This is a genomic window from Caulobacter radicis, from assembly GCF_003094615.1.
GTDB lineage: Bacteria > Pseudomonadota > Alphaproteobacteria > Caulobacterales > Caulobacteraceae > Caulobacter > Caulobacter radicis.
The window spans coordinates 22,142-40,629 of the sequence record NZ_QDKO01000037.1; the positions used below are offsets into that span (position 1 = coordinate 22,142).

At 67.3% G+C, this 18,488-nt stretch carries 11 protein-coding genes; 8 read left to right on the forward strand and 3 right to left on the reverse strand.

The window, feature by feature from the left end:
- The first annotated feature begins 119 nt into the window (after positions 1–119).
- Positions 120–1,220 (forward strand): LacI family DNA-binding transcriptional regulator, encoded by a 1,101-nt coding sequence (locus DDF62_RS20100; protein WP_116490748.1) that lies wholly within the window; start codon positions 120–122, stop codon positions 1,218–1,220.
- Here the strand turns inward: DDF62_RS20100 and DDF62_RS20105 are convergent.
- The 3 genes from DDF62_RS20105 to DDF62_RS20115 are packed head-to-tail and all read right to left on the reverse strand — an operon-like array spanning position 1,217 to position 4,622.
- Positions 1,217–2,149: an ROK family protein gene (locus DDF62_RS20105; protein WP_116490749.1), complete on the reverse strand. Its 933-nt coding sequence runs from the start codon at positions 2,147–2,149 to the stop codon at positions 1,217–1,219. The two genes, DDF62_RS20100 and DDF62_RS20105, sit on opposite strands and share 4 nt — an antisense overlap.
- Positions 2,146–3,342 carry a glycoside hydrolase family 88 protein gene (locus DDF62_RS20110; RefSeq protein ID WP_116490750.1) on the reverse strand — a complete coding sequence of 399 codons (1,197 nt, stop codon included), beginning with the start codon at positions 3,340–3,342 and terminating at the stop codon, positions 2,146–2,148. Before DDF62_RS20110 ends, DDF62_RS20105 begins: the two co-directional genes overlap by 4 nt.
- Positions 3,343–3,344: 2 nt before the next feature.
- Positions 3,345–4,622: an oligosaccharide MFS transporter gene (locus DDF62_RS20115; RefSeq protein WP_116490751.1), complete on the reverse strand. Its 1,278-nt coding sequence runs from the start codon at positions 4,620–4,622 to the stop codon at positions 3,345–3,347.
- A gap of 266 nt (positions 4,623–4,888) precedes the next feature.
- Between DDF62_RS20115 and DDF62_RS20120 the strand changes: the two genes are divergently transcribed.
- From DDF62_RS20120 to DDF62_RS20150, 7 genes are all read left to right on the forward strand, one after another.
- Entirely contained in the window at positions 4,889–6,319 is a 1,431-nt protein-coding gene (locus DDF62_RS20120) for a glycosyl hydrolase family 28 protein (protein ID WP_116490752.1), read from the forward strand.
- An 18-nt stretch (positions 6,320–6,337) separates the two neighbouring features.
- The gene (locus DDF62_RS20125; RefSeq protein ID WP_116490753.1) at positions 6,338–6,625 is read left to right on the forward strand and encodes a GntR family transcriptional regulator; all 288 of its coding nucleotides are present in this window, start codon (positions 6,338–6,340) and stop codon (positions 6,623–6,625) included.
- 391 nt (positions 6,626–7,016) lie between these two features.
- On the forward strand, positions 7,017–9,842 hold the full coding sequence (locus DDF62_RS20130) for a TonB-dependent receptor plug domain-containing protein (RefSeq protein WP_165832315.1): 2,826 nt from the start codon (positions 7,017–7,019) through the stop codon (positions 9,840–9,842).
- A gap of 90 nt (positions 9,843–9,932) precedes the next feature.
- On the forward strand, positions 9,933–12,278 hold the full coding sequence (locus tag DDF62_RS20135; RefSeq protein WP_116490755.1) for a hypothetical protein: 2,346 nt from the start codon (positions 9,933–9,935) through the stop codon (positions 12,276–12,278).
- A gap of 15 nt (positions 12,279–12,293) precedes the next feature.
- Positions 12,294–12,956, forward strand: coding sequence for a putative 2OG-Fe(II) oxygenase (locus tag DDF62_RS20140; protein ID WP_133244961.1), 663 nt, complete (start codon positions 12,294–12,296; stop codon positions 12,954–12,956).
- Positions 12,957–13,039: 83 nt separating this feature from the next.
- Entirely contained in the window at positions 13,040–15,352 is a 2,313-nt protein-coding gene (locus DDF62_RS20145; RefSeq protein ID WP_133244962.1) for a heparinase II/III domain-containing protein, read from the forward strand.
- Between the two features lie 225 nt (positions 15,353–15,577).
- A complete protein-coding gene (locus DDF62_RS20150) occupies positions 15,578–18,487 on the forward strand; it encodes a TonB-dependent receptor (protein WP_116490758.1) in 2,910 nt (969 codons plus the stop codon).
- Position 18,488: the final 1 nt, after the last annotated feature.

An 18,488-nucleotide genomic window follows, 5' to 3' on the forward strand; every position in this document is an offset into this window, starting at 1 on the left:
CAAGCGAGAGCGCGCCGGCGCTCGATAAGCGGTTGCAGGCCAAACATCCGTTTTTGCTCTGGTGTGGACCGCTCGCGCCGCTAGGATGCGTTGGTATCGTAAACAATGATGGTGCGTCGTTGAAAAGTCCCCGCAAAGCCAAGACGGCCGAGCCGTCTTCCGTGCGCGGCGCGTCGCCGGCCGCGCGGCCGGGCCCGAAGACGATCACCATCCACGACGTGGCCCGCCATGCCGGCGTCGGTTCGATGACCGTGTCGCGGGTGATCCGCGGGGCTGGCAATGTCAGCCCGGCGATGCGCGAGAAGGTCGAGGCCTCGGTCCGCGTCCTGAACTATCAGGTGAACGTCGCCGCCCGGGCTACGCGCTCGCGCTCGGCCGCCGCGCGGGTGGGGATCCTCTACAGCAACCCCAGCGCCTCCTATCTCAGCGAGATCATGGTCGGCGGACTGGAGCAGAGCTCGAGGCTCGCCAGCCACCTGATCCTGGAGCGCTGCGAGGGTCTGGCCGGGCAGAAGCAGGCGGTCAAGCGCCTGCTGGCGGCCGGGGTCGACGGCGTGATCCTGCCGCCTCCGCTGTGCGACTCCCGCCAGACCATCAACATGCTGCGGGCCGAGGGCGTCACCGTGCTGGCCCTGGCCACCGCTCGCCCGATGATCGACGTCTCCAGCGTGCGCATCGACGACTTCGAGGGCGCGCTGGCCATGACCCGTCACCTGATCGCCCTGGGCCACCGCGACATCGCCTTCATCAAGGGCGACCCCCAGCACACGCCGACCGAGCTCCGCTACGAGGGCTTCCTGGCCGGCATGTCCGAGGCGGGGCTGGCGGTGCGACCGGAGTGGGTGGCGCAAGGCCTCTTCACCTACCGCTCGGGCCTGGCGGCGGCGGAAAAGCTGTTCGAGGCGCGGCTGCGTCCCAGCGCGATCTTCGCCAGCAACGACGACATGGCCGCCGCCGCCCTGGCCGTGGCCCACGGACGGCAGATCGTCGTGCCGCGCGACCTGACCATCTGCGGCTTCGACGACACCGCCGTCGCCACCACGGTCTGGCCCGAGGTGACGACGATCCATCAGCCGATCGCCGAGATGGGGCGCGCCGCCGTGCGGCTGATCGTCGATGAGATCCGCGCCAGGAAGACCGGCGCCGACCCGGCCCCGGTTCACCACCTGCTGCCCTTCACCCTGATGGAGCGCGACTCGTCGGGCCCAGCGCCGCCCTAGGCGGCCGGCTCGGCCAGGAGTTGGCGGGCCTCGTCCAGGCTCCACAGCCGCGCGGCGCCGCGCACGCCCGAGGCGTCGCCCCAGACGGCCGGCTTGATGCGCGTGCTCCAGCGGTCGGCGAACACCCGGCGCGCGACGAGCTCGGGCAGGCGCTCATGCACCTCCGGCACGTTCGACAGGCCGCCGCCGATGACGATGGCGTCGGGGTCGAGGATGTTGCACAGCACCGCGACCGAGCGGCCCAGGCGGTCCATGAACTGGTCGAAGGCGGTGGTCGCCGCCGGATCTCCGGCTCGCCAGGCCGTGATGATCTCTTCGCCGCTCAGGGCCCTGCCGGTCGAGGCCTCGAAGTCGCGCCGCAGGCCCGTACCCGAGACCCACATTTCCAGGCAACCGTTCTGACCGCACCAGCAGCGCGGACCCTCGCGCTCCTCGATCGTCGGCCAGGGCAGGGGCATGTGGCCCCATTCGCCGGCGATGCCGTTCTCGCCCTCGATCAGCTTGCCGTCGACCACCAGCCCGCCCCCGCAGCCAGTGCCCAGGATGATGGCGAACACCACCTTGGCCCCCGCGCCGGCGCCGTCGACGGCTTCCGACAGGGCCAGGCAGTTGGCGTCGTTGGCCAGCCGCACGGGCCGCTGGAGCGCTTCGGAGAGATCCTCGCGAAAGCGCCGGCCGTTCAGGTACAGCGAGTTGGCGTTGCGCATCACGCCGGTGGCCGGCGAGATCGAGCCAGGCGCGCCGATCCCCAGGGTGCCGCGCGCGCCGAGCTTCTGTTCCAGTTGGCCGACCAGGTCGCGGACGGTGCTCAGCGCCTTGTCGTAGTCGCCCGGGTTGGGAACGCGGGCCTTAGCCAGCAGCTTGCCGCTGGCGTCCAGGGCGGCGGCCTCCACCTTGGTGCCGCCGAAATCCACGCCGATCTGAATCACCAGTAGGGCTCCCAAACCCGGGTGAGGCGGACCAGCGCCTCGAGGAAGAAGTAGTCGCCCCAGATGCAGGCCTCGTCGACGCCGACGCGGTTGGGCATGTGGTAGACGCCGTGGGCGAGGATCCCGGTCCCCGGCTGGCCCAGCGGCAGCAGGTAGCGCTCGCCCAGCGTCTCGACCATGGCCAGGGCCGCGGCCTCGTAAGCTTCACGGTCGGGATCGGCCAGCGGCAGGGCGCGGGCCAGCTCCAGCAGGCCGCAGGCGGCGATGGCGGCGGCCGAGCTGTCGCGCTCGGCGTCGGTGAACACCAGGTCCCAGCAGCAGACGAGATCGTCCGGCAGCCGGTTGAGGAAGTAGTTGGCCAGGCGCGCCGCCACGTCGATCAGGCCAGGATCGGCCTTGTAGCGGTGCACCAGCGGGAAGCCCGAGACGCCCCAGGCCTGGCCCCGCGCCCAGCAGGAGGCGTCGCTGAAGCCCTGATGGGTCTTGCCGCCGACCGGCTGGCCGGTCTTCGGATCCATGTAGAAGGTGTGGAAGGTCGAGGCGTCGGGCCGCACGATGTGCTTGGCGGCCTGGGCGATGTGGCTGTCGGCCGCGATCCTGAAGGTCGGATCGCCCGTCTCCTCGCTGGCCCAGTAGAGCAGGGGGAGATTGAGGTTGCAGTCGATGATCATCCGCCCCGCCTGCTGCGGATCGGAAAGATCGCCCCAGGCCTGGATGATGCCGGCGGCCGGCAGGTAGCGGGTCATCAGCCGGCGGGCGGCGGCCAGAGCCGCCTCGCGGCCGCTCATGCTGCCCGTCAGCTTCCAGGCCGCTACGCACGACAGCGAGTAGAGAAAGCCCAGGTCGTGGTGGTCGACATTGACCTCGCGCTCGATCCGGTCGCGGAAGCTTTCGACCTGGCGCTCGGCGGCGCGGCGGTAGCGGGTCTCGCCGGTGGTCTCGAAGGCCAGCCAAAGCATCCCGGTCCAGAAGCCGTTGGTCCACTCGGTGTTGTCCATCGGCGCATAGACCCCGCCCTCGCTGGAGGGCTTGGGGAAGACGTCGGTGAAGAGGTCGAGGCTGGCGTCGATGCGGGCCAAGACGGCCGCCAAGATGGCGTCGAGCTTGGCCCGGTCGGGGCGGGGGCGCGCCAGGATCTCCTGAGCACGGCTAAGCGGTTCGCGCGGGGCGGCGCTGGAAGCGGATTGGGACATTGTCAGTTGACCTTGGCCACGTCGCCGCCGCCCAGGTCGGCTTGCGCAAGCGCCGGATCGGGCTCGGCGTCCTTGGCGGGCGGGGCTTCACGCGGGGTGGGGGAGAGGGCGAACACCGAGGCGACCCAGAACGCGGCGGCGAACAGGGCGATCAGCAGGTAGGTGCTGGGGAAGCCGATCAGGTCGTAGCTCTTGCCGACGATCGGCGATAGGACCGCAAGGCCCAGCGAGTGGCCGAAGCTGACGCCGACCAGGTAGAGCGTCGAGGCCAGGCGGTTTTCGAAGTGGAAGGCGATGTAGCGGAAGATCGACACCACCAGGATCGGCAGTTCCAGCGAGTGCAGCATCTTCATCGCCGAGATCGGCACGGGGCCGTGCACCAGGCCCGAGCCCGCGATGCGCACGATCATGATCGCCGCAGCCAGCAGCAGGCCGTTCTTGGCCCCGATCTTGTTCACGACGAACGGCGCCACGAACAGCATGCCGGCCTCGAGGAAGATCTGGGCCGAGTTCAGGTAGCCGAACATGGCCGCGCCCTGCTTGGGGTCGGCGAAGTGCGAGGCGTAGAAGGCCGGGAACTGCTGGTCGTAGACGAGATAGAGGTTCGTCACGCCCAGGATCAGCACCATGAAGCCCCAGAACTTCGGCAGCTTGAAGATCGCCATGGCGTCGGCGGGCTTGAGGGCGCTGGAGCTTTCGCGCTCGTCGGCGCTGGGCTCGATCCTGGCGAAGGCCAGCAGCGGCAGCAGGATCAGGCCCGCGCACGAGGCCAGGGCGAAGTTGTAGAGCGGGTCGAGATTGAACAGCCGGCCCGAGAAGAACGCCGCCGCCGCGAAGCCCAGCGAGCCCCACAGGCGCGCGCGGCTGTATTCGAAGCCGTACTTGCGGCCCACGCGATCGACGAACGACTCCAGGGCGTAGCTGCCGGCGATGAAGGTGACGCCGAGATAGGCCCCGCCGGCGATCGCGCCCAGCAGGAGGTTGGTCTTCAGCAGCGGGCCGTAGACGAAGGCGAAGAAGGCGCCCGACAGCACGACCAGCCCGCTGATCAGCCACAGGACGGTCTTGCGCAGGCCGACCTTGTCGGAGACGAAGCCATACAGGGGCTGGGAGATCATCGCGAAGATGAAGTTGGCGGCGAACACCACGCCGGTCTCGGCGCCGGAAAGGCCCAGCGTCCGCTTCAGCCACAGGGCCAGCAGCGAGATGCTCATGGCCTGGGCGAAGAAGTAGAAGAAGAGGAAGGCGCTCAGCAGCGCGTAGTTCTTCCTGATGGCCATGCGTCTGCCTCCCGCGCCGGCCGCGCTGCGTGGCGCGACTGGTCCGACCCTTCGGTCATAGACTGATCTGATAACGATACCAAGTTCTTTCGGCGTCGTTCTCGCTCGCTGGGCCGGGGCTTGCGTGAGCGATGTGATATCGATATCAATATTCGTGTTCGAGCGATCCGCAAGGCTTTTCGACGCCCCGGCGTCGATCCGGCGCTCGATGCCGAAAACAACGACGCCGCCGAGCGGGCAGAGCGTCGCCTGGGGAGGAGTTCACGATGGGGTTCACAGCGCGAAAAGCGTCCTGGGCGGGACTTGCCGGCGCCGCGGCGCTGGCTGGGCTGGCCGGATCGGCCCATGCGGCCGACCAGGCCGACGCCTCGGGCCTGTATGTCTACCCGCTGCCGCCGGGCGGCCTGTTCTACAGCATGCACAACGACACCTTCACCGTGCGGGTGCGCAAGCCGGGCGGACGCTGGCGCGACCTCTACGAATATAACGCCAAGGTCGATTCCGACGGGCCCAGCGACGTCTCGGTCGTGCAGTTCGACTTCGAGGGAACGGTCGAGATCGGGGTGCGAAAGAACAACGGCGACTTCAAGCGCGTCGAGGTGCGGCCCGCCAGCAAGACGATCAAGCACAAGGTCGAGAATGGCGTCGTGCTGTTCACCATCGACGGGCCGCAGAACCTGTCGGTCGAGTTCGATGGCGACCGGCTGCACAACCTGCACATCTTCGCCGGCGCGCCGATCGCCAGGCCCGCGCCCGGCCCGGACGTGGTTTTCTACGAGCCGGGCCTGCACGCACCGCCCGGCGGGGTGTTCCCGGTAAAGTCGGGCCAGACGATCTATGTCGCCGGCGGCGCGATCCTGCAGGGGGCTTTCAAGCCCGAGAAGGTCGAGAACGTCCGCATCATCGGCCGGGGGATCATCGACCGGCCAGCCGACCAGCTGGTCGTGCAGGATTCGAAGAACGTGACCGTCGAAGGCTTGACCTTCCTGACGCCCAAGCACGGCACCATCGCCTGCGCCTCGTCCAGCAACGTGACCTTCAAGGATATCAAGACCTTGAGCAACGGCTCGTGGTCGGATGGCGTCAACGTCTTCGCCTGCAGCGACGTGACCGTCGAGCGGGCCTTCATCCGCACCTCCGACGACAGCGTCGCGGTCTACGCCACCCGCAAGTTAGGCGTCGGCGACACCCGGCGGGTGAGGGTGCGGGACTCGATCTTCTGGCCCGACGTGGCGCATGCGGTGTTCATCGGCCTGCACGGCGACACCAAGGCGCGCAACGTGCTGGAGGACCTGCGCTTCGAGAACATCGACATCCTGGGTCTCGACGAGGACGATCCCGAGTACCAGGGCGCGCTGGCGATCAGCGCCGGTGACGACAACACGGTCCGCGACGTGCTGTTCGACGACATCCGCGTCGAGCAGATCGAGGAGGGCAAGCTGTTCAACGTGCGCACGGTGTTCAACGCCAAGTACGGCACGAGCCCGGGCCTGCTGGTCGACGGCGTGCGATTCCGGAACATCCGCTTTTCCGGCGTGGGCTGGCCCAGTCCGTCGACGATCTCGGGCTTCGGCGCCGATCGTCCTGTCCGCAACATCAGCTTCGAGAACGTGACCATCGCGGGCAAGCGCCTGAAGGCGGCCGATCCCACGGTGATCGAGGTGGGGCCCAATGTCGAAGGCGTGAACTTCAAGTAGCCGGGGAGGGCGTTTGGAGTGGTTCATCCGTCTGGCCGAGGCGTCTGCTGGGCGCCGTTGCAGCGCACGGGGCGCGTGGCGCTCTACCGCCAGATCGCCGATCGGCTGCGTACGGCCATCCTCGACGGCGAGCGTCGCCTGCCGACCGAGCGCGAATTGGCCAGCGGCTTCACCGTGGCCCGGATCACCGTCCGGGCGGCCCTGGACCTGCTGGCGGCCGACGACCTGATCTCGCGCCGGCGACGACACGGCACCGTGGTTCGCGACGGCGCCTGTCAGGGCGTGAACTCGGCTCTGTCTATGTAATCGATGATGCTGGTCGCAATGGTGTAGCGTCCGCGCAATGCATCCCTGGATAATGATGGTCGTCCGACCTGTGTCGGATCGAGCGCCAGTTCGCGACGGTGTGGTGGAAGTTGTTCCGCTCTTCGTGGATGAGGCGGGCATGGGTCAGTAATGCCGTTAGCGAATGCTAAGAGAACGCAACGTCGCGAATCCCGTTGACAGTTCTTGAAATGCACTGGTATCGATAACAACAAGCCGATCGGGGCCGTCGTCACGATGCCTCCGAAAGCGGCGCGCGGTCGGGGTGTCGGCCTCGGCGCAGAGCGACGTCGGACTAAAGTCCGAAGGGGAGGATAGGATGGGTGGTCTCAACCCTCAGCGCGGTCGCAACCGCGCGCTGCAAGTTTCTCACATGGTCCTGGCGCTGGCCGCGGGCGCAGGCGCGCTGTCGGCGAGCGCCGCGCACGCCCAGGCGACCGCCGACAAGCCGGTCACGGTCGAGACCACGGCCGTCGACGAAGTGATCGTCACCGGCGTGATGGTCGGCACCGCCGCCAAGAAGGCCAACGTCTCGTTCTCGGTGCTGAACGAGGACGACATGAGCAAGTTCACGCCGATCAGCGCCGACGACATGCTGCGCGACATGCCCGGCGTGGTGGTCGAGTCCAACGATGGCGTGGCCCGCAACGAGGTCTTCACCCGCGGCATGACCATCGGCACCGGGGCCAATACCTCCGGCTATTTCTGGACCACGATCCTGGAAGACGGCCTGCCGGTCGTGCCGTTCAAGTTCAGCGGCTTCCAGGACGGCTATTTCTATCGCGCCGACATCTCCACCAGCCGGGTGGAGTCGGTGCGCGGCGGTTCGTCGGCCACCGGCGTCACCACCTCGGTGGGCGCGACCTTCAACTACATCACCGGCAAGGTGAAGCCGGGCGCGGTGATCCAGACACGCGTGGGCTTCGAGGGCGAGGACCTGCACCTGTCGTGGAAGCAGGTCGACGGCGCCTATGGCTGGGTCAACGAGGCGGGCGATCTGGGCGTCGGCGTCAGCGGTTTCTATCGCCGGTCCAGCGGCCAGGTGGATCCAGGCTTCGACCTGAACCACGGCGGCCAGTTGCGGGTGAACCTCTACAAGGACTACAACACCGACAACGGCGGCGGCTCGTTCAATCTGGTCTACAAGCACCTGGACGACACCAACGCCGAACTGACGACGTTCCAGCAGCCGACCTATGGCTACCAGAACCCCGAGGAGATCCCGGGTTTCGGGCGCGACGTGAACCTGTTCATGAACGGCGGCAAGCAGACTGTTCCGAACTACTTCAAGCCCGGCAGCCACACGCTCGATCCGTCCGACGGCTATCGCTACAAGCAGGACGCCCTGTCGCTGCGCTGGAACCACGACATTGGCGAGCGCCTGACCTTCACCGGCGCGGCGCGGATCCAGAAGTCGACCTATCGCGGCCAGTCCTACAAGCCCCAGCAGTTGGCCTCGCTGGGTTCGGCGGCGGCGACGCGTGAGCGCTTCGGCCTGAACATCAACAACCTGGACCGCACGCCGGGCTACTACGTCTTCACCAACGCCGCCGGCCAGGAAGTGGCCCGCGTCGCCAACAACGTCGCCGGCTCGCAGCTGGGAACCAACTACCGCACCGGCGCGGCCTGTCCGCGTGTGACGGCGACCACCTGGCAGACCGCCAGCCTCTGCATCGTCGGCAACACCCTGCCCAACCGCGACATCGACATGCGCGGCGGCCTGGTCACGGCGACCATCCCCAGCGCCGACGGCAGCTACAACTCCGGCACGGTGCCCACCGGGACCAGCTCGCAGGATCTGGTGCTGCTGACCCGGGCCGAGGACAACTACCGTGAATCCGTCGACTACATGGGCAACTTCACGGCCACCTATCGCGGCGAGACCTGGAGCGTGAACGGCGGCCTCTACCTGTCGCGCTCCGAACAGGTGAACGACAACTGGGCCAACGGCCTGGGCGTCTCGGCCTGGGCCGACGGCCAGGTGCAGAACCTGAACGTCAAGTACGTCACCCAGAACGGCACGAACTATCAGCTGACCGACGCCGGCGGCTGGGGCTCATACGGCAGCGGCCTGTTCACCACCGTCTCGCAGCGCGCGCGGATCATGGAGCTGTCGCCCTATGCGGGCTTGGCCTGGTCGCCGACCAAGCACTGGGACTTCAACGCCAGCATCAAGTACCAGTATTTCCACGCCCGGACCTATTCGGAGACGTGGGACACCCGCAACCCGGGCGCGGCGTCACTGACCAACGGCGGCCTCGATGGCGACCCGCTGACCGTCTACGACAACGTCTACATGACCAAGACCGCGGCCAAGGTGATCGGCGCCGACAAGAAGGTCAGCCTCGTCGACTACAGCGTGGCCCTGGGCTACAACTTCAACGACAAGCACAAGATCTATTATCGCTACACCGACGCCAAGCAGCCGTCGTCGGGCGTGGTCAACCGTTATTCGACCGCCGCCACCCTGGTGCGTCCGCTAGGCCCGACCGCCTACATCAAGGGCCATGAGTTCGCCTATACCTTCGGCGATCGCCGTTTCAACGGCCAGGTCACCTACTTCTACCAGAACTTCGCGGTGAACGATTATCCGACGGGCGTCGATGTCGACAACGTCTCGACCTACCTGCTGCCGGAGAACTTCAACAAGTATTTCACGCGCGGCGTCGAGACCTGGGCCAAGTGGCGGGTCACCAAGAACCTCGAGTGGAATCCGTCGGTGACCTTCCTGAACGGCAAGACCACCGAGGCCTATGTCTGGCTGAACACCGGCGCCAACGGCAACGGCGCGGCCGACGACGTGCTGCGGGTCGACGCCGGTCTCCTGGCCCGCTCGCCGAAATGGACGCTCAGCAACACGGTTTCCTATCGCTACAAGGACTTCCGCTTCAACGTCCGCCATCGCTGGATGGACGAGCGCAAGCTGAACACCAACTCGCTCGACCATCGGTTCCTGCCCGCGCAGGACAATCTCGACGTCTCGGTCCAGTACAGCGGCCTGAAGAAGACGATGGTCACGCTCGACGTCCGCAACGTGCTCGATAAGGACTACATCTCGGCCTACGACCCGATGATCAGCACCAACCTGCCGACCAACGTGCAGGTCTACGACGTCGTCGAGCAGCTGCCGGAGTCCGGCTTCCTGATCAAGCGCAACGCGCCGCGGTCGGTGTGGCTGACGGTCCGCAAGGAGTTCTAGGTCCCGGCCGGAACCACGACAGCCTGGCGAGCGAGGATGCTAGTCCTCGCTCGCCAGGCTCCGATCCCAAGCATCACGAACGAGGGGCGCATGACCCGCCATCGGCTGATCCTCGGCGCGAGCGCTCTGCTCGGCCTTCTGGCGACGCAGGCCAGCGCGGCCACGCCGCTCATCGACAAGGTGGTGTTCGGCGACGCGGCTTCCGAGGCCGCGCACGCGGTGGACGCCTCAGCGTCCGAGCGTGTCGAGGGCGGCCTCGGTCTCGCCGCGCGACGTCTGCCGCCAAGCGAGCCCGGCGCGCGGTTCAGCGGCGACCTGAAGTTCCGCCTGGCCGTCGATCCGGCGATCCAGAACTACGCCTCGATCCGCCTGTGGGGCGGCGACGTCAATGACGGCAAGCTGACCCTGTTCTGCGAGGGCAGGCAGGTCGGCTATCGCCATCTGGGCGACGTCGAGATCCTCGACATCGGAACCCAGGCGCCGCCCTTCGCGGGACGCTTCACCTACCGCACCTTCCCGCTGCCGATCACCCTGACCAGGGGGAAGAAGGCGCTGGACTGCGCGATCCGCGCCAGCGGGCCCTACGCCGTCTACACCCAGCAGTTCGAGAGCTTCCAGAAGCCGATGAGCCAGGCCTCGCGGCCGGTCTATGCGCTCTATGTCCACGCCGACCCGTTCCTGGACAGCGGTGATCAGGCCGGCGCCGCCCCGCCGCTGGCGGTCGCGCCTTCGGCAGGCCCCGAGGTGCTCGACGACCTCAAGGTCCGGGTGAACCGCGAGATCGACCGCAAGCTGGCCCAGGCCGGCCCGCTGAACGTGCTGGAGGTGCAGTTCCTGGCGCGCGCCGCCGGCCTGTCGTGGACAAGGGCTCACGCCAATCCGGCCGTGGCCCGCAAGGTGATCGAGAGCGGCGACGCCTTCTACGCCCGCTTCCTGGCCGATCCGAAGAGCGTCTATGTCGACGCCAGCCGCACCAACGCCGACTGGGACGCCATGGGCCCGTTCGGCAAGGCGCTGCGCCTGCTGCAAGCCGATGTCGCGCCCTATCTCGACACGCCGGTCGCGGGCGGGCAGGGCGCTCCGACGCGTCGCGAGGCCTATGCCCGCATGCTCGACGCCGGGCTCGGCTACATCCAGACCCATCGACGGCTCTACACCAACCAGTCGATGATCGTGGACCTGGGCATCTACTGGAGCAACGAGGGCCTGCGGTCGCTGGACAGCCCGCTGGCCCGGCCCGAACCGGCGATGCGGCGGTTCTTCTACGAGTCCATGGGTCTTGCGCCCTGGACCGGCAGCCTCGACGAGGCCGGCAAGCCGACCTATTCCAGCGCCGCCGCCGACACCGGCAGCTTCCGCTCGGCTAACGACTACGGGCTCTTCACCAAGGCCGGGCTCTCCAAGGAGCTGGGCTTCGTCGGCAGCTACGGCGAGATCCTCGACTGGGCGACCAGCATCTACCAGGCCACGGCCGCAACGCCGGGCGGGCAGGGCGATCCGGTCCTGCGCGACCAACTGCTGAAGATGGCCAGGGCGCGGATGGCCTTCCGCTATCCGGGGATCGACGCCGAGGGCGCCCGCACCATGCTGCTGGAGGCGCCGATCGGCTGGCGCGACCCGGTCTATCCGGGCGCGACGACCTATGTGCAGAAGTCCGGCTGGGACAACACGCCCTTCAACGTCGCCGTCGCCACCCGCGATCCGCAGCTGATGGCGATCGCCCGCCAGACCCTGGACGACGGCCAGTACTACGCCGTGCTGCGCGACCGCCTGAAGGACAAGAACCAGCGCACGACCATCGGCCTGCTCGACGCCTACGACGAGTGGCTGGCCGTGAAGGCCTGGCCGAAATCCGACGTGAAGCTGCCGATGACGCCGGGCCAGCCCGACTTCGTGTTCGCCGATCCCGAGGACGGGGTGGTGGCGATCAAGAACGGCGACGAGGTGCTGTACGCCTCGCTCTACTGGCGGGCCAATTGCGGGGTGAACCGCCTGGCGCGGTTCCACTACCAGACCCCGAGCGTGGACCGCATCGCCACCATTGCTGGCAGGGTGGACTTCGAGGCCAGCGGCAAGACCTGCGTGCGCCGCGCCACGCCGCACATCTCGGCCGGCTCGATCCCGATCGTCGCCTATCCGGGCGAGGCGCCGGCGGCGCTGGAGGGTGAAGTTCTGCCGGTGGCCAAGGGGCCGCCCGAGGCCCGCTACAAGGACCAGGACAACCCCTATGCGGGCCGCGGCTACTACTACGAAGCGACTTACGGGCCTTACCTGATCGCCATGAACGCCAGCGCCGACAAGACAATGAACGTCACGCTGCCGAAAGCGGAAAAGGGCCGGGTGGACCTCGTCTCCAGGAGCAAGATTGCAGCGGGCGTCGGATCGCTCAGCCTCGCGCCGGGTCAGACGGCGGTGATCTACGCGCCGTCTCGATAGTCAGGAGGGGTGGTGGTGAGCCACGATCACGACCTGCGGCTGGTCGCGCCGTTCAGCCCGACGATCATCAAGGCGACCATGCCGCCGGGCGTGGTCGAGCGCCTCAACGCCCGCATCGACCAGATCGTGGCGCGGCAGGACGAGGTGGCCGCCCGCGACTGGTCTGCGCATCTGGCCGGCGCGGTCAGCACCGAGATCCGCTTCACCGACGTGATCCGCGAGACGGTCGAACTGACCGACTTCCTGTTCGACGTGGCCCGCACCTATACCTACCGGTGCGAGAACGCCCTGATGCATTACAGCGACTACGAGCGCACCGAGGAACTCGAGGCCCGCAAGCTGCGCATCGAGATCAAGGAAGGCTGGATCAACGACATGGTCGCCGGGGACTACAACCCGGCCCATTTCCACCAGGGCTGCCTCTATTCCAGCGTCGGCTTCCTGCGGGTTCCGCCCGGTTACGAAGCCGAGTTCGCGGCCGACAAGGCAAGGCAGAACACCGCCGGCTGCCTGCAATTCATCGACAGCCGCAGCGCCGTCGGCGTGAAGAACCTCTTCACCGTCAAGCCGGTGGTCGGCGACTTCTACCTGTGGCCCTCGTGGATGCTGCACTGCGTCTACCCGTTTCGCAGTCCGGGCGTGCGGCGGTCGATGGCGATCAATCTCGCCCTTGCCTGAGACGCGCGCGCGGAGCCGCTTGCGCCCGTAAATGATATCGATATCATAATCTGAAGTCACAAGAAGCGTACGGGGAGAAGCGCGTGAAGAGCCGAGCAAAGCTGATGGTGTCGGGCCTGGCCCTGGCGACCTGTCTCCTGGCGGGAGCGGCTTGGGCCCAGACCCTGAAATCGAGCCATCCCTACCTGACCTTCAGCGACGCCCACGTCTCGCAGTTCAAGGCCCGCGTAGCCGAGGATCCCGACGCCAAGGCCGCCTGGACCAAGGCCCGCGTCGACGCCGACGCGGCCCTGACCCGCAAGCCGGCCAACGACCGCGAGCTGAACGCGGCGCTGATGGGCCTTTCGCTGACCTACCGCATGACCGGCGAGCGCAAGTACGCCGATCGCGCCAAGGTCCTGCTCGACGTCTATGCGAACCGTGCCAACTGGGTGACCGACAAGCCGCTCCTGGCCCGCAGTCCGGTCTGGAACTCCGACCTCGGCATGGGGACCAGCGCCTACACCTATGGGCTTACGTTCGACGCCATCCATGACGCCCTCAGCCCCGCCGAGCGCGTCCGCCTGGCCAAGGCCCTGGTCAAGGGCGCGATCCGCCCGACCCTGAACGACTGGATCGACGGCAAGGAGCGGATCCACAGCCTCGACACCATGGGCCACAACTGGTTCAGCCACATCGTCTTCGGGGCCGGGGTGGCGGCGATCGCCATCAGGACCGAGGAGCCCCAGGCCGACGCCTGGATCCGCCGCATCGACGAGGCCGCCGAGGAGTGGGCCAACTACGACGGCAGCGCCATCGAGACCAAGCCGGCGCACTTCGCGTCCAACGGGGCCTTCGTCGAAAGCATCAACTACGCCGACTTCGCCGCCGAGGGCTATCTGCGCTTCAAGCGCGCGTGGCTCGACGCCTTCAAGGAAAAGCCCGCGGCGACGCCGCGCCTTGAGGGGCTGGGCGACTACTTCATCCAGAACCTCTACCCGACCACCGGCGGCTTCCTGTCGACCAACTTCGGCGACGGCAATCCGACCTCCAGCGGAGCCAGCGCCATCGCCAACCTGTGGGCCACGGGCGACCAGCAGTCGCGTTATCTCTGGTACCTCAACACCGTACGGCCCGATCCCAAGCAGGACGTGTTCGCCGAGCCGGAGAACATGGTCCAGTGGCCCTCGACCAAGGCCCGGGCCTTGGTTGGCAAAGGTCCGGGCCTGCCGACCAGCTGGATCGACAGCGATCTCGGCGCGGCGACCCTGCGCTCGTCCTGGGCGCCGGACGCCACCTTCCTGGCGCTGCGTTCGGGCTTCACCTGGAACCACAACCACGCCGACGCCGGCAGCTTCATCCTCTGGCACAAGGGCAAGCAGCTGCTGATCGACTCCGGCAACAGCAGCTACGCCCGGCCCGAGTATGACGGCTATTACCGCCAGAGCGTCGCCCACAACGTCGTCACCCTGGACGGCAAGGCCGAGCCGGAAAGCAACACCTATAACGGCTCGCACTTCGTCGGACGGGTCGATCACCTGGTCGACGCCGGCGACCTGCGCTTCGTGTGGGCCGACGCCACGGGCCCCAACGCCCGGACCTTCGAGCGCAAGTACCGCAGCTTCATGTGGATCGGCGACGTGATCCTGGTCATCGACGACCTCAAGGGCTGGGCGCCGGGCCAGTTCGAATGGCTGATGCACTACGAGGGCGAGGCCAGGCGCCAGGGACAGGTGATCACCGTCAGGAATGGCGAGGCCGAGGTCGCGGTGCGGCCGCTGTTCCCCGAGACCCTGCCGGACGCTGGCCTGTTCACCGACTATCCGGAACTGATGCGGATGGCCGAGGGCAAGGGCCTGAAAGATCACGCCCCCGACGAGGTCCAGCCCTATCTGCGCCTGCAGGCGCCGGGCGTGACCGACCGGACCAAGTTCGTGGTCGCCCTGACGCCGAACGGATCGAGCCCCGCGCCCAGGATCGAGAAGGTCGAGACCAAGGACTGGCTGATGGTGCGGATCACCCAGAAGGGCGAGGTCACCGAGGTCTATTTCAACCTGCTGGCCGACGGCCGCATCCGCCACCGCAACGCCAACGCCGATCTCGGCGGCTGGCAGACCGACGCCTACATTCTCGCGCTGACCTATTCGGAGGGGGGCAGCGCGGCCAAGCCGCGGCGGTGGTTCGTGGCCGACGGCAGTTATCTGCGCCGCGACGGGCGCATCGAGCTCGACAGCCTGTCCAAGGCCTTCGTGGTCAAGGACGGGGCGGGGCAGGGCGTCGAGGCCAGCATCCAGGGTCAGCCGACCTACGCCATCCGCCTGGCCTGCGACGGGGCGCGCTCGATCAAGGTCGACGGCGTCGCCAAGGCTTGCTCTGGCGACGTGGCGTTGGCGCGTCGATCGACGCCGCCCAACTGAATCGCAATCATCTCATTTGTCTGACAAAAGCGCTTGTCAGCGATCTGTGATATCGATAACAAGATTATGTGGTTGGAGAAGATCGCCGCTCAGGCGACGCCCCGACCCGGGAGTGAAACAGAGAGGGCGCGTCAAGCGCCCTAGCCAACAGGGAAAACCCGCCTCGGGCGGGATCTGACGGGCCGCGCCGGCTTATCGGGCGTAGGCTCCGCAGGAGGGGAAGCCATGAAGTCCGAAGTTCAATCGCGTCTGTTCCTGACCGTCTCGACGCTGGCCGTCGCGCTGGGGGCGTTCGGCGCCGCCCACGCCCAGACCGCGCCGGCTCCGGCCGCCGACGAGGCGGTCGAGGAGGTGGTCGTCACCGGCATCCGCCAGAGCCTGCAATCGGCCGTGCAGGTCAAGAAGAACACCATGGAGGTCGTCGACTCCATCCGCGCCGAGGACATCGGCAAGCTGCCCGATCCGAACGTCGCCGAGACCCTGACCCGCATCCCGGGCGTGCAGGGCTATCGCTACGGCGGGGAGGGGGCCTCGCCTGTCGGCGCCGGCTCGGGCCTGACGATCCGGGGCCTGTCGGGCCAGACCGCCTCGCAGGTCGACGGCCGTTCGTACTTCACCGCCGGCGGCAGCGAGTTCAATATCGAGGCCGCCATCCCCGGCATGATCGCGGGCCTGGACGTCTACAAGAACCCCTCGGCCGAGCACATCGAGGGCGGCATCGGCGGCCTCGTCGACATCAAGACCCGCCGTCCGCTCGACCTGCCGAAGATGTCGGGCAGCGTGGCGATTTCGGGCCGCTACAACGACATGGTCAAGCAGATGCAGCCGGAATACTTCGGCCTCGTCTCGCACAAGTGGGACGTCGGCGACGGCGAGATGGGCCTGCTGCTGGGCGCCAACTACCAGAAGAGCTGGAACCGCTCCGACAACGCGCCGGGCCCCGGCGGAACCAACCTGCGCCGCGTGGTGCGCGCCGACAGCGCCGAGTACGTCGGCAACAGCGCCTATAACCAGGCCTATGCCGGCCGTAGCGACGTCGCCTTCCTGGCCGACGTGGCCAATCCGCTGGCCCTCGGCGCCGCCGACCGCGCCAACCTGGTCAACATGGCCGGCGTGCAGATCAACGTGAACGAGGAGGACATCCAGCGCACCCGCAAGGGCTTCGCCGGCGCCTTCCAGTGGAAGGTCCGCCCGGGCCTCGAGTTCTATGTCGACGGCAACTACAACTCCTACCTCTACCACCAGGGCTATCGCTTCCTGAACGGCGCCGACAGCCGCTACGTCCAGGGCCTGGCGACCACCCCGTTCAGCACCACCGAGGGCCTGGCCAACCGCAACGCCAACGGCGGCGAGGACGCGGTGCTGGCCGGCCAGCGCTTCAACAGCGGCACGTTCCTGGGCTCAAGCTTCTCGTCGATCGGCGGTGACGAGCACCGCATCTACAAGACCTGGATCCTGGCCGGCGGCGCCAAGTGGTCGCCGACGGACGACCTCGACCTCAAGGCCGACCTGTCCTACGTCAAGGCCGACCAGCACCAGGACAACCGCTCGGTGACCATGACCCCGCGCGCTGGCCTGGGCTGGAACGTGACGCGTCAGGTCGGAACGCCCCAGACCCTGTCGATCAGCGGGCCGGACCTGTCCAACCCCGCCAACTGGGTGCTGCTGAACTACGCCAACGGCACCAACAACGTCTATGACGACGCCGGCCTGGCCGCCCAGTTCGACGGCAAGCTGCGCATCAACGACAGCTTCATCAAGGCCGTGAAGTTCGGCGCGCGCTACTACCGAAAGAAGTCGAAGTTCTACAACTACTCCTTCAGCGGCAAGAACCTGACCACCGATGGCCTGGCCCTTACGGCCAGCCAGTCGAACGGTATCCTCGCCTCGACCGTGCAGGACCTAGTCGCCGGCTCGCACACCAACTGGTTCGACGGCGAGGCGGGCTATTCGGGCGGATTCCTGACCTTCTCGCCCGACGCGCTGCTGGGCGACAATGTCCGCAACCGCTTCGCTCTGGCCGGCGTCCCCGCCGAGGACTCGCTGCCCGAGGTGCTGCTGTCGCGTCGCAAGGCGGTGGAAGAGACCCTGGCCGGCTACGGCGTTGTCGACTTCGCCTTCCTGAACGACCGCATCCGCGGCAACGCCGGCGTGCGCGTCGTGCGCACCAATCTGGACGCCGAGGCCCGGGTCACCGACACCAGCGGCGGCGCGGCGGTGATCGTCCCCAACAGCCAAAGCAACAGCTACACCGACGTCCTGCCGACCCTGAACCTGACCGGCTACATCCAGGACGACCTGCTGCTGCGCTTCGGCTTTGGCAAGGGCATGACCCGGCCCAGCGTCGGCGACATCAACCCGACCGTGACGGTCAACCTGACCAGCGGCACGGGCAGCCAGGGCAACGCCAACCTGCAGCCGCTGCGCGCCTACAGCTACGACCTGTCGCTGGAGAAGTATTTCGGACCGACCAGCTACGTGTCGGCCGCAGCGTTCTACAAGAAGGTCGACGGCTTCCCGATCGGCGTCGAGAGCTGCCAGACGGTGGCCACCTCGCAGCCCTACAGCGGCGTGACGCCCAACAACTGCCCGACCGGCCAGTTCCGCATCACCCAGACCCAGAACGCCGACCCGGGCTATGCCAAGGGCGTCGAGCTCGCCGCCCAGACCTTCTTCGACTACGACTTCCTGCCGCAGGTTCTGCACGATTTCGGCGTCCAGGGCTCGTACACCTGGGTCAAGACCGAGCTGCCGGTCCTGATCGGCGGCCAGGTCGTCAAGGTGCGCCAGCCGTTCCAATCAGACCAGAACTGGAGCCTGGCGGGCCTCTACGAGAACAAGAAGGTCTCGGCGCGCCTCGTCTACACCTACCGGTCGGACTATGTGCTGTTCGGGATCTCGCCCAATCCGATCGATGGTCGCTACCTGAAGGGCTATGGCCTGCTCGACGCCTCGATGAACCTGAACCTGCGCGACGACCTGACCCTGTCGCTGACGGCCTCGAATCTGACCAACAAGGCCCCGATCCGCTACGTCGGCGAGCCTGACGGCGGCTACGACACCGACATCCTGCGCCAGTATTTCATGAACGGCCGGGTCTACGGGATCAGCCTTCGCTACAAGTTCGGCGGCTGAT

Bases quoted from the DNA above. Each gene is read 5' to 3' on its own strand.
- DDF62_RS20115 (WP_116490751.1), bottom strand. From the start codon at position 4,622: ATGGCCATCAGGAAGAACTACGCGCTGCTGAGCGCCTTCCTCTTCTTC.
- DDF62_RS20135 (WP_116490755.1), top strand. From the start codon at position 9,933: ATGACCCGCCATCGGCTGATCCTCGGCGCGAGCGCTCTGCTCGGCCTT.
- DDF62_RS20120 (WP_116490752.1), top strand. From the start codon at position 4,889: ATGGGGTTCACAGCGCGAAAAGCGTCCTGGGCGGGACTTGCCGGCGCC.
- DDF62_RS20150 (WP_116490758.1), top strand. From the start codon at position 15,578: ATGAAGTCCGAAGTTCAATCGCGTCTGTTCCTGACCGTCTCGACGCTG.
- DDF62_RS20110 (WP_116490750.1), bottom strand. From the start codon at position 3,342: ATGTCCCAATCCGCTTCCAGCGCCGCCCCGCGCGAACCGCTTAGCCGT.
- DDF62_RS20130 (WP_165832315.1), top strand. From the start codon at position 7,017: ATGGTCCTGGCGCTGGCCGCGGGCGCAGGCGCGCTGTCGGCGAGCGCC.